This window comes from Staphylococcus sp. HMSC62B09 (assembly GCF_001839115.1).
In the GTDB taxonomy this organism is placed as follows: Bacteria; Bacillota; Bacilli; order Staphylococcales; family Staphylococcaceae; genus Staphylococcus; species Staphylococcus haemolyticus.
Window position 1 is genome coordinate 1 of sequence record NZ_KV840140.1, and the last position, 13,087, is coordinate 13,087.

10 protein-coding genes are annotated in these 13,087 nt (G+C 30.4%); 3 read left to right on the top strand and 7 right to left on the bottom strand.

Annotation, left to right across the window (positions count from 1 at the left end; translation table 11 throughout):
* Positions 1-97: 97 nt before the first annotated feature.
* Complete coding sequence (locus HMPREF3265_RS12885) at positions 98-1,612, bottom strand: nucleotidyltransferase-like protein (protein ID WP_232727515.1); 1,515 nt, start codon at positions 1,610-1,612, stop codon at positions 98-100.
* 184 nt (positions 1,613-1,796) lie between these two features.
* On the opposite strand from HMPREF3265_RS12885, the gene HMPREF3265_RS06170 reads away from it, so the two are divergent.
* From HMPREF3265_RS06170 to HMPREF3265_RS06180, 3 genes are read left to right on the top strand one after another with little or no spacing between them, the layout of a single operon-like run.
* Positions 1,797-3,311, top strand: a complete 1,515-nt coding sequence (locus tag HMPREF3265_RS06170; RefSeq protein ID WP_000190900.1) for a class I SAM-dependent DNA methyltransferase — start codon at positions 1,797-1,799, stop codon at positions 3,309-3,311.
* Positions 3,301-4,458 carry a restriction endonuclease subunit S gene (locus HMPREF3265_RS06175; RefSeq protein WP_000394606.1) on the top strand — a complete coding sequence of 386 codons (1,158 nt, stop codon included), beginning with the start codon at positions 3,301-3,303 and terminating at the stop codon, positions 4,456-4,458. The genes HMPREF3265_RS06170 and HMPREF3265_RS06175 overlap by 11 nt, the downstream gene beginning before the upstream one ends.
* Positions 4,442-7,567, top strand: coding sequence for a type I restriction endonuclease subunit R (locus tag HMPREF3265_RS06180; RefSeq protein ID WP_070861163.1), 3,126 nt, complete (start codon positions 4,442-4,444; stop codon positions 7,565-7,567). The genes HMPREF3265_RS06175 and HMPREF3265_RS06180 overlap by 17 nt, the downstream gene beginning before the upstream one ends.
* Positions 7,568-7,627: 60 nt before the next feature.
* Here HMPREF3265_RS06180 and HMPREF3265_RS06185 read toward each other — a convergent pair whose 3' ends face one another.
* From HMPREF3265_RS06185 to HMPREF3265_RS06210, 6 genes are all read right to left on the bottom strand, one after another.
* Positions 7,628-8,959, bottom strand: a complete 1,332-nt coding sequence (locus HMPREF3265_RS06185; RefSeq protein ID WP_053031265.1) for a 5-methylcytosine restriction system specificity protein McrC — start codon at positions 8,957-8,959, stop codon at positions 7,628-7,630.
* Positions 8,946-10,922: an MrcB family domain-containing protein gene (locus HMPREF3265_RS06190; RefSeq protein WP_070861164.1), complete on the bottom strand. Its 1,977-nt coding sequence runs from the start codon at positions 10,920-10,922 to the stop codon at positions 8,946-8,948. The genes HMPREF3265_RS06185 and HMPREF3265_RS06190 overlap by 14 nt, the downstream gene beginning before the upstream one ends.
* A 267-nt stretch (positions 10,923-11,189) precedes the next feature.
* The gene (locus HMPREF3265_RS06195; RefSeq protein WP_053031267.1) at positions 11,190-11,411 is read right to left on the bottom strand and encodes a hypothetical protein; all 222 of its coding nucleotides are present in this window, start codon (positions 11,409-11,411) and stop codon (positions 11,190-11,192) included.
* Between the two features lie 13 nt (positions 11,412-11,424).
* Positions 11,425-11,928: a DUF1643 domain-containing protein gene (locus tag HMPREF3265_RS06200; RefSeq protein WP_053031269.1), complete on the bottom strand. Its 504-nt coding sequence runs from the start codon at positions 11,926-11,928 to the stop codon at positions 11,425-11,427.
* A gap of 14 nt (positions 11,929-11,942) precedes the next feature.
* The gene (locus HMPREF3265_RS06205; protein WP_053031271.1) at positions 11,943-12,254 is read right to left on the bottom strand and encodes a DUF960 family protein; all 312 of its coding nucleotides are present in this window, start codon (positions 12,252-12,254) and stop codon (positions 11,943-11,945) included.
* Positions 12,255-12,347: 93 nt separating this feature from the next.
* A complete protein-coding gene (locus HMPREF3265_RS06210) occupies positions 12,348-12,686 on the bottom strand; it encodes an SAUGI family uracil-DNA glycosylase inhibitor (RefSeq protein ID WP_053031273.1) in 339 nt (112 codons plus the stop codon).
* Positions 12,687-13,087: the final 401 nt, after the last annotated feature.

Consider the following 13,087-nt stretch of genomic DNA (forward strand, 5'->3'; position numbering starts at 1 on the left):
AACCTATTTTTTAGTTTTATTTATGATACGCCTCCCCTTGTTAGTGATATTGCTAAAAATACCAAAATAAAATTGAATTTATTTTGGTATCAATACTTTATTTTAGTTTTTTGAGTCTTAGATCACCTGTGGTTTCGGCTCCAGTCCAATACTTTCCAGTCAATTCATTTTCTTCAACTATTAATCTTGTTGTTCCTCGATTAATAGGATTTTTCTTTTCGAATTCGGCTTTTGGATTTGTTATATAAGTATAGTACAATATATTTTTACCATGTTCTTCAATAATATCTGCTGTAATACTATTACTAGTAATTTCATCGCTTCTGAATTCAATATTTACTGTTAAAAAAGTTTGTTTTATTTCCACACTTACCTTTTTAATTCCACCTTCTCCATAAAAATGTCTGAGTGTTGCCTCATAATCTCCTGATATATCAGCTTGCTTATTAAATATACGAAACAATTTCCACTTCCACATAAACCTTTCATACCCTATAGTAATAAATGTTGATATTGTTACAGTATAACTTATGATATCTATCCATCCTATTTGCCATACCGTACATGATACTATAATTAGTAACAAGAAAAAGAGTCCTGTAAACCATCCTGTTATTTTAATCAAATGATTTATTTTGTCATTCATTTTTTTCTCACCACTATATTCAAAATAATTCTTTACATCCAGAATAAAATTTTTATAAACATTATTTTTTTCTTGAGAATCGCATAAATATAGAATGTCATTAGGTTCTTTAAATTCACTTAATTTATCTATATTATCTATTAAAAATGCAATTAATGCATTAAATGTATCACCTAACATTTCATCATTGCTATATTTGTAATCCGGTATGTTCCAAAACAAACCTTCAACTCCAAATGAAGAAGTTTGTTCCGCGTTTCTATTTTTACTATCTATTAATTGATATCTTATTTCCTTTATTATTCTAACCATCTTTTTATATTTATAATTTGTATTGTTATTTTTTATAACACTATTATTTATATGCTGTTCCGGATAATTTATAATTCGTTCACCTTTATCTGAATAAATTGTGATTCCTCCAATGAAATTATTTGGATCATCCATATAATCATTACTATAATCTCTATATCTAAAACAAGGTACACAATCTGTTTCTTTACGGTAAGTATTGCCATTGATTCTAATTGCTTTATTACCTCTTCTTACCTCACTTCTTCCAAATTTTTCAATCAAAGCTTCTTCTACTTCATCTTTAAAATAATACGGAGGCTTATTACTAGAAATAAATTTATAATTTTCTCTAGTTTTACCTTCTCTATATTTATCAAAAAACTCACTTTCTTTTACCACTGCAATATCAACGTCACTATTTTGTCTTACATTGGTATTTGTTGCATACGAACCTTTCACAAATATACTTAGTTCATAATCTTTCGATGAATTAGTCATTTTAATTTGATATGATAGCGTATCTTCATTGTTTCTATGTATACCCTTTTTTATTTCATATCCTAATGACTCCAGAGATTCTTGAATAATTCTTATTGCATTTTCACACTTTTCTTTTTCAGATTCTGACAATGGTTTAGAATATAATTTTAATTGTTCTTCAGTAAATAACAAATTTGCTCCCCCATTCATACTCAGTTTAACTATATAATAATCTGTACTTTTATAATTAGCTACTTAATATTACTTAAATAATACAACAAACAATATTTTTCACAAAGAAAATCACAAGAAAAGTCACATAAAGATTTAATATTTGCTATATTTGTATAAAGGATAATATAGAGGTGTAATATAAATGGCGACAATCGGATTTGAAGAAAAATTATGGCAAGCTGCCGATAAATTAAGAGGAAGTATGGATGCTGCTGAATATAAGAACGTAGCATTAGGTTTAATCTTTTTAAAATATGTATCAGATTCTTTTGAAGAAAAGTATGAAGAATTGAAGCAAGATCCTTATGCTGATGAAGAGGATCAAGATGAATATTTAGCAGAAAATATTTTCTGGGTGCCAAAAGAAGCAAGATGGCAATATATTAATGATAATGCGAAAAAACCAGAAATTGGACAAATTATTGATAAAGCCATGATTGCGATTGAAAAAGAAAATGAATCATTAAAAGGTGTGTTACCTAAAGAATATGCGCGCCCTGCGTTAGATAAAGAAAAATTAGGCGATATTATTGATTTATTTACTTTTAAGGTAGGCGATACTGAAAGTCGTAAGCAAGATGTATTAGGCCGAGTGTATGAGTATTTTATTGCTAAGTTTGCAAGCGCTGAAGGGAAAAATGCCGGAGAGTTCTATACCCCCTCATCAATTGTAAAATTATTGGTTGAGATGATTGAACCTTATAAAGGTCGTATCTACGATCCATGCTGTGGTTCAGGTGGGATGTTTGTACAAAGTGAACGCTTCGTTGAAAGACATCAAGGTCGATTAGACGATATTGCGATTTATGGGCAAGAATCTAATCCTACAACTTGGAAATTAGCTAAAATGAACTTAGCGATTCGTGGTATTGATAATGACTTAGGTGAACGAAATGCTGATACATTCCATAACGATTTACATAAAGGATTAAAAGCAGATTACATATTAGCCAATCCTCCTTTTAACGCAAGTGATTGGGGTCAAGAACGATTACTTGATGATTACCGTTGGCAATTTGGTATTCCGCCAAAAGGTAATGCCAACTATGCATGGATTGAACATATGATTTCAAAATTAGCACCTAATGGTACAGCAGGATTTGTATTAGCCAACGGTTCAATGTCTACAAGTGGAAAAGATGAATTAGAAATCCGAAAAAATCTTATCGAACAAGATTTAGTGGAATGTATTGTTACCTTACCAGGTCAACTCTTTTATTCAACACAAATACCTGTATGTCTTTGGTTCATTAGTAATAATAAAGGTCAAAATGGTAAAAAAGAACGTAAAAATGAAATTTTATTTATTGATGCTCGTGAAATCGGTCATATGGTATCTAGAACATTAAAAGAATTTTCAGATGAAGATATTCAAAAAGTAGCACAAACGTATCATGCGTGGAAAGGTACAAACGACAAATCCTATGAAGATATAGCTGGTTTTTGTAAAGTAGCTAACCTTGAAGAAATTAAGAATAATGAATATATTTTAACGCCAGGACGTTATGTAGGTTTAACTGATGTTGAAGAAGATAAAGAACCGTTTGAGCAAAAAATGGAACGCATTACTTCTGAATTAAGCGAACAATTTGCGAAATCAAAAGAACTTGAAAACCAAATCCGCAAATCATTGGAGGGATTAGGCTATGGAGTTTAAAAAATATCTTTTATCTGAAATAAGCGATTATAAGACAGGTCGACTTAATTCTAATGCTGCGATTGAAAATGGCAAATATAAATTTTTCACTTGTGCTCCTAATCCTTTAACAATTAATTCTTATTCATATGATGATGATGTAATCTTACTTGCTGGCAATAATGCTAATGGAATTTTCCATATAAATAGATTCAATGGAAAATTTGACGCTTATCAAAGGACATATATTATAAAACCTAAATTTGACGTCATAGATATTGATTATTTATATTATTATCTTAAATTTAAATTGAATTTTTTACGTTCGCAATCAATAGGTAGTGCTACTAAATATCTCACAAAACCTATACTAGATAATTTAGAAATTTATTCTCCTAAAAGCAAAAGAAAAGAAACTATTATAAGTTCTATTTTAAAAATTTTAGATAAAAAAATAGAACTTAATAAAAGAATCATAGCAAACCTAGAGGAACTATCACAAACACTGTTCAAACGTTGGTTTGTTGATTTTGAATTCCCAGATGAAAATGGAAATCCGTACAAATCAAGTGGTGGCGAGATGATTGATAGTGAACTAGGTGAGATACCTAGCGGTTGGAAAGTTGATGAATTAGGAAATTATATAAAAATAAAAAGTGGTAAAAGACCTAAAAATAAAGTTGATAAAAAAGATATAGAAAATGTGGTGCCAATAATTGGTGCTAGTAAAATAATGGGTTATACCAATGATTATTTATATAATGAAAAAATTATTATAATTGGAAGAGTAGGAACTCATGGTGTAATCCAAAGATTTTCTACAAGAACATGGCCATCAGATAATACTTTTGTAATAATCAGTGATTTTGAAAGCATTATATATCAAGTACTTAAAAGTATAGACTATATATCATTGAATAGAGGTTCTACACAACCTCTATTATCTCAAAAAGATATTAAGAACACTAAAGTAGCAATGCCAACTAATGAAACTTTGCTATCAACATATCAAAAGGAAAATAATCATATTTTAAAAATGATGGACCAAAAAAATATAGAAAACCAAAAACTAACACAATTAAGAGATACTTTACTACCAAAATTAATGTCGGGGGAAATAGAGATACCTGATGATATCGAGGTGAATGAAGATGAGCTTTCAATTTAGTGAAGATGATTTAGAACAAGTCGCATTAGAATGGCTACAATCACTGGGCTATGACTACAAAAAAGGTAATGAGATTAGTATGACAGGTCTAGCGCCAGAACGTAAAAGTGATAAAGATGTTGTCCTTCATGAACGATTAGAAAAATCATTAAGAAAGATTAATTCAGATATTCATCATCGTTTTATCGAAAAAGCCATACATGAACTAACTTTAGAGAAGTCGCCCAATCTTTTAGAAAATAACCTTACCTTTCATGAAAATTTGATCAATGGTATTGAAATCGAAGACTATGATGACGAAGGACAATCGGTAGTAGAAATTGTTAAAATCGTTGATTTTGAACATCCACAAAACAATGATTTTTTAGCAGTCAATCAATTCACTGTCATTAACGGAGACTATACAAAACGTCCCGATATTGTCCTCTTTATCAATGGCTTGCCTATCGTTGTGATCGAACTTAAAAATTCAACCAATGAAACCGTAGGCGTCGAAGATGGTTATCATCAATTAGAAACGTATAAGATGCGTATTCCACAATTATTTACATTTAATGAAGTGCTTGTTACAAGTGATGGTATTAATACTAAAGCCGGTTCACTAACTGCGAACTATGATCGTTTTATGACTTGGCGTTCTAAAGATGGAGAAACAGAATCTTCGTCAAGTTTAGCTAGCTTAGACGTACTGATTCATGGGATGTTAAATCCTAATACTCTACTTGATTTAATTCGATATTTTGTATTATTCCAAGATGATGGTAAAGGGCATATCAGTAAAATTCTAGCAGCATATCATCAATACTATGCCGTTAATAAAGCTATTGATAGAGCTTTATTAGCTTCATCTGGACAAGGTGATGGTAAAGGTGGCGTCATTTGGCATACCCAAGGGTCTGGTAAAAGTTTAACTATGGTCTTTTTCTCAGGAAAATTAATTCAAATGCTTAATAACCCTACCTTAGTCATCGTAACGGATCGTAATGATTTAGATAACCAGCTGTACAGTACGTTTGTTAAATCAAAAGGTCGATCTGGTAAAGGATTATTAAGACAAACGCCAAAACAAGCTGAAACGCGCAAAGAATTAAAATCATTATTATCTGTTGAGTCGGGTGGTATTGTATTTACAACCATGCAAAAATTTGAACCTGAACAAAATGAAACGACCATGGCGTCCCTAACAGAACGTAAAAATGTGATTGTTATGGCAGATGAAGCACATCGTACACAATATGGCTTTAACGCAAAATACGATGATAAAGGTGAAGGCATTAAATATGGTTATGCCAAATATTTAAGAGATGCTTTACCGAATGCAACATTCGTAGGATTTACAGGCACACCCGTAGCTTCAACGGATAAAAATACGCAAATGATTTTCGGAAACTATATCGATGTTTATGATATGACACAAGCCGTCGCTGATGGAAGTACCGTTAAAATTTACTATGAAAGTCGTATAATTCCATTAAATCTACCTCAAAGTTTAGATTTAGATTTAGATGAAGCGTATAATGACATTACTGAAGATCAAGAAGAGGATGTAAAACAACGTTTAAAATCAAAATGGTCCCGTATTGAAGCTTTAGCAGGCGCAAAACCTCGTATCGAAGCCCTAGCGAAAGACATCATCCAACACTTTGAAACACGTCAACAAGCGATGAAAGGTAAAGGAATGATTGTGACCATGAGTCGTCGAATTGCTGTTGATTTATATGATGAAATCATTCGTCTAAAACCAGAATGGCATTCAGATGATGATGATAAAGGGGTCATTAAAGTGGTAATGACGGGCTCCTCTAGTGACCCAGCTTCTTTCCAAAGACATATTGGTCCTAAAAAACGCCGTAATTTATTAGAAAAACGTATGAAAGATGTGAATGATGAATTACAACTCGTGATTGTTCGAGATATGTGGCTGACAGGGTTTGATGTTCCTTCTATGCATACGATGTATATTGATAAACCAATGAAAGGGCATAATTTGATGCAAGCAATTGCCCGAGTCAATCGAGTATTTAAAGATAAACCGGGTGGATTGATTGTCGATTATGTGGGTATCGCTGAAAGTTTAAAAGAGGCACTTAAAGAATATACAGAATCTGATCAAGCTCAAACGGCAATAGATACAGATAAAGCTGTTGAATTGATGTTATTGAAGTATGATGTGATTCAAGATATGTTATATAATCTTGACTATTCTAAGTTTAATTCAGAGAAAAAGTCTGAACGTTATTATGCGATTTCAGATACGATGGATTATGTGATTGGTTTAGGCGAAGATGAACGCCAACGTTTTATTAAAACAGTCACAGAGTTAGGGAAAGCCTTTGCGCTTTGTGCGACTGAACCCACAGCCCAAGAACTTAACGATGAGATTGCCTTCTTTAAAGCAGTTAAAGCTGGACTTGTTAAATTATTACAACCACCAAAAGAAGGGAAAACACGTAAAACTCCTGCAGAAGTTGAAGCAGAGATTAATCAATTGGTATCACAATCTGTTGTGACTGAAGATGTCATTGATGTTTATCAAACGCTAGGTCTTGAACAGCCCGATTTATCAATCCTATCAGATGATTTCTTAAAAGATGTCGAAGGTTTGAAACAAAAAAATGTAGCGGTAGAATTATTAAATCGATTACTCAAAGGGCAAGTCAAATCATTAATGAAAACGAATGCGACAGTATCTAAGCGTTTCTCTGAGATGTTAGGAAATTCGATTAATAAATATAATAGCCGTTCTATTGAAACATCAAAAGTGATTGAAGAACTCATTCAACTCGCTAAAGATATTAAACAAGAACAACAACGAGGAAATGAATTAGGTTTAAATTCAGATGAAATCGCATTTTACGATGCTTTAGTTTCACATGAAACAGCGAAAAAAGCGATGGAAGACAAAGAGCTACGTGCGATTGCTCATGAGCTAACTAAAACAGTGAAAGAAAACATGGGTGTTGATTGGTCTAAACGTGATAGCGCAAAAGCTAAAATGCGCGTAGCTGTTAGACGATTGCTTAAAAAATATGGCTATCCACCAGATTTACAAAAAATGGCTGTAGAGCAAGTCGTAGAACAAGCAGAGCTTATGGCGAGTAACCAATAAAAAAATAAACTAAAAGAGCATCCCTCACCGCAAAGTGAAGGATGCTCTAGTTTATTTATATTAGTTTAATTCACTCAGAAATATTTGTTCTTCTTGTTTCATTTTTTTTGTAAAATCTTCATAACTTTCATTATTTTTGGGGATATTAAGTCCTAATTTAATTAAGTTAACATTTCCACGTTTTCGTTCATTTTTTTCATAAGATAGACCTTCATTTAAAAACAATACTTGCTTTTGTATATGTTTACGATCTGGGTAGAAATAGTATCCCGTCTTAGAATTAAACCTAAACATATACGCTAAAACTTGAAAATAATCTTGATTACCAATATTTGTAATTGGTTTATATTTAGCATCACCAATAATTCTAAAACGCTCATTTCGACTAATGAAATCAGGATAAATTTTACCTGATTTTCTACCATCTTCTTTAGTGAATAAATTTTGCCCACCGTATTTTTCTTTATTTTGAGGATGATAATAATCTTCAGTTATTAATGTAGCAATATATTCTTCCCATAACCAGGCTCCATCAAATAAAATACCATGGATCTTTTTGATCTCATCACCAACATAATGTTTTTTTTGTTGTAAAATCATTAAACAAAGTCTTTGTAATTCTCTGTATTCTTTATAAAACGCATGACGAAGCGGTCTCTTTTCGTTTCTCATAATAATTTTATTTTTATCCAAACGATTGTAACAGCTTGTTGCTTCACGTATCATTTCAGATTCACGTTTAACACTACCTAGTAAATTCATTCCTATTTTCTTCGTTTGAATAAATTCTATTGTATGTCTAATTAACTGAGTGATGTAGTTATCATATGAAAATTCTCTTTGATTATATGCAATATTTCCTACAAAGGGGGTATTTAGTTTAATATGTCTTGGTATATCAATCGTCCCTTTTAAATTATCATCATTATATTTATTTCTAGTATATTGTTTAAATAGTCCTTTCCGCATAGCTTTTTTCAGATAATATGGGAACAGAAAGATAAGTAAATTTATAATATTATCTTCTTTATTTAAAAGCGTACTTAAGTCGATTACATGTGGCATTTTCAAAACATTTTCTAATAAATATTGAAAAAAATAATCTTTTTTGTCTTCTTTATCTGAAAAACGAGACTTAATAATTAAGTTCTCATCACCGTAACCCAAAAAACCCATAATATTTTTGGTGTAGTATGTTTCGTATTTACTCTGAAGAATTATTTGCTCTTCTGAAATACTATTCTCATTTTTTAAATTATCAGGAAATATAAAAACGCCTGTGTGTTCTAATTCTAATAGCGTCTTATCTAGTATACAATCAACAATATTCGGTAAATCATTAAATATTAAAGAAGAATAAGAAGTATTATCCTCTATTTCAAGTTTCTTCATTATCTTCACCTAATTCTGAAGAATTACCATAATATGCAGATTCAAATCTATTCATAATGTTTTCTTCGTTAAACATACCTCTAATATAATCAGCTAATAATGGCTGTAAATAATCTCTCCACAGTTCATCAAAAGTCATACTTCTTAACTTTAAGAAGTATGCAGCACCTATATGATAATTACTATTTAATTCTTCAACACTTGAAATAGCTTCATTGAGTCTTACCATTCGATCAATTGCTTCATCTTTTTTATCACCTAAAGTTTCCAACATTTGCGTATTTTCGTTTGCTTCAATTTTAATAAATCTAAATCTACGTCTCATTGCAAAATCAAAAGTATCTATTGAACGGTCAATATCGTTCATCGTTCCAATAATATAAACATTATTTGGAATATAAAATTTGTCTTCAGATTTCTCCATATTAGTATATTGCGTTTTTACTGATCCTTTTTTTCCTCTATAACTAGGATCTATTGAGAAAAATAATTCTCCAAATATTTTTGAAATTTCTCCTCTATTTATTTCATCTATAACAAATACAAATTTCTTATTTTCAGAATTATTAAGTGAACGTGCGGCCTTACTACAAAATTCTTTAAATATGCCGGATCTTAATTCGAAACCCATTTCCCCAGTTTGAGAAACGGTAGGTCGAATCCCTTCAACAAAATCAGTGTAATCGTAGCTAGGATGAAATTGAACAAATTCAAATTGATCTGAGTCTTCTAATTCTTCTATTGCTGTGCCAATTAGTTCTGAAGCTATTGCTTTACTTAAATAACTCTTTCCTGTTCCTGGAGATCCTCTTAAAATAATATTTTTTGATTTCATTAACTTTTTATTTAAATCTTTTACAAAGTCTTTTTCTCCCATTACATCACTCTCATTTTTATAACTTATATAATCATCATAAAATTGTTTGAAATAATCATTAGGCGAATTGCTAGAAAATAAATTCATATCTTTAAGGTTGTAATTACGTCCTGTTTTTTGGTCTACTTGTTTTAACTCATCCCATATTGTAATACTTACATTAATCATTTTATAATTTTCAAAAGTTGTTCTTATAGTTATCCATTTTTTATGAGAAGATTGATAGCATATATATGGTATTTTTCCACTTCCATTGCCATCTTTTCTTCCATATTGTCCACTATTAAACAGATGAACATGAAAATCATTGTTATCTATGCATATAGAATTATAGTCCTTGATTTTTTTAATTTCTACACTCTCAAGACCTTCTTCTGGTATTACATTACTTTTTTTATCACTAATGATATTATTTTGGCTTTGCTTTACAAAGTTTTCAAATAAATTTTTAAATAGTTGGTATTTATTATATTTTGAACTTAATACATATCGATAGAATTGTTCAATATCATTACCGTTTTCTTTATATTTAGTAACTATTTGTTTATAGTCATTCAAAAGTTTTATGATATCTTTTTTTATTGCTATTGAAGATGGCATATCGTTAATGTCGTATTCAAAACCACTGATTGTAGTTTTTTCATAGCTCTTGCCTAATGGAGTAGTGGATTTTAAATCAATACTAATAGGTTCAGTTTCAGGAGAATCTATTAGTTCATAGATTAATCTTGAGATTTTTAATATCTCCTTTTCCTTTAAATTTTTGTTTTTAAAAAATGTAGAGCCTTGATTCAGAGTTAAATATACTTTGTTTCCATCACCACTAAATAAGAAAACAATGTCTATACCTTTTGTAGTTGAGCTTGTTATTTCTTTATTCATCATAGCAACCCAAGGTATAGAAGCAAATTGTCCATTACCGATACTTCCTTTAATTTTAAAATCTTTTAACTCTTCAATTTTTTTTAATTCTTGAACTAAATCATCTCTTACTAATTTTCCAACGGGTGCTTCCGTAAAATTACCTGATTTTTTCTCTTTTAAATATGTATTACCTATTTTTTGAATTATAGATGATAAATTCATTAGTAGTTACTCCTATTCATAAATAAATATTTATTACTAGTTACATTATATTATTATTTATAACAGAATTTTGAAATATATTTAATTTTTAAACTAACAATTAAGTGATGAAAAATTAAAATTATAAATATTTACTAGTAATACATTTAACCTTAAATAATTTTTATATTACTCTCGTATTGAGTAATCACTAAAAAAATAAACTAAAAGAGCATCCCTCACCGCAAAGTGAAGGATGCTCTGTTTTTATTGTAATTAGTATAGTCTTTATTTTGATAGATAATGGTTAATGATTGTCTGTAAATCATTGTTAAGTACCGTTGTTATAGAGTCATCATTCATAAAATCATCATAGATTTTATCAAGTATTTCTTCATCTTCAATCGCTGTGAAATGATGTACTAATCCTTTTACGATCGATATATAAATTTGCGATTCTAAACAATTAGCAACCGTTCGCCAATCTGATTGTTTAGTTTCATGGTTCATAGATAATCCTCCTTTATTTCAATGTCCATTTTTGACGCGCTTTAGGATTAAGCGGATGCATAATTTCATTCGTTGCTGGATTTATGAGCTTTTTTACTTTCTTTTTATGAGGTTTTAACATTTCCATCACTTGTTCAACGCGTTCAACAACAACGGGACGCTTCGCATAAGCTCCATAAGCTAGAATCACTGTGTCACTTTCACTTATCGCTTTCATCAAATGAATGTTTGTGTGCTCATCGTATGGCTCTTTGATATGTTTAAGATTTTCGGGTGTTTTAATATTCGAAAATAGATTTACAAGATATACAGCACCGTATTGCTCTGAATTGGCTAACTGATTGAGAATGAGAACAGTAGTAAGATCGAGTGATAATACGCCATCTAGATGAGGGTACATGGTGATTACCGTACATGCAGGCTTCTTTTCATCCCACGTCTTTTTGAGTAAGTAGCGGTGTTGTTCATCGTCGCTAAAAATCGCTTCTGTGTATATCGTACTTTTGATTGTATTCATCATCGTCACTCCTTTTAATATTCTTCTGGTAAAAGCATCACATAATAAAAAACGTCTACATCATCTTCACGAATGACGTAGACTTTCTTAGGTAATGTGTTTTGATTTTTTACATAGTTTATATAGTTATATTCCAATTTATATGCGGGTTGTTCTTGTTCATATGTGATTGAGAGTATATTCTCATCTTCTTGTAGTCTAAAAATGTGTAGGTAATCTGTATGAGGTTGATTGTCCCGTTCTTTTACCATATTCCAAAGTAAGATTTGAAGGTCTAGTGGAATACTTTCATTAATTCCTCTTGTGATGTATCGATTGATGTTCATACTATTTTTCTCCATTCTGTTTTTCTTTCATGATCTCAATGACTTCATTGATAACTGTGACAGATAGTTGAGCGACCTTGATCCAATTCATAATTATTGGCCCCCTTTTTGTAACAAGTAGCGTTCATCAATAATAACTTGATGAGTGTCATTCAAAAATATAAAGTCTAAATCAAAATTATCTAAATAACCTATTGCTACTAATTCCTTATCTAGATAACATAAAAAAGGGTAAATGCTGATTTCATGTAATTCATCATTGTAATAGGTAAAAGTATTTAAAATTTTATTTTCAAGTGGACTATTTTTAATATATTTTTCAGGTAATACATCTTCAGCCACCGCATCTACGGTTTCACAAGCCCAAGTTTCTTGATAATTTAATTTAAATCGTTCAGTAATATACGTTTTAAGTTGTTTGCTTAGCGTCATTATAATGACCTCCTTAATTAATAATGTGTACTCCATAAATAAAATATATATTTATAAAATATTTCAAAATTCCTCCACTTTTGTCACTCTAAAAAAGTGGTAAAAGTGATAAATTTTCAATTCTATTTTCATTTGCGACATTTATCACAAAGTTAAATTTAGGCATAAAAAAAGACCCCCAATCTTTTTTCAAAGATTGAGGGATAAGACTTTCATCAATTTTATACCGTATGAGCTTCACTTTTTTAGGCTCTACGTCAAATCGGACTGATGAGTCCAAATATTGAGATTAAGCAACATTAGGTTGTTTAATCTCTTTCTTTGTTGTTGAGACAAATAGTCGCGAAGTTATAATAATTCGATTACTCAAATTATCATAATTTCTATAACCAAAAGATACC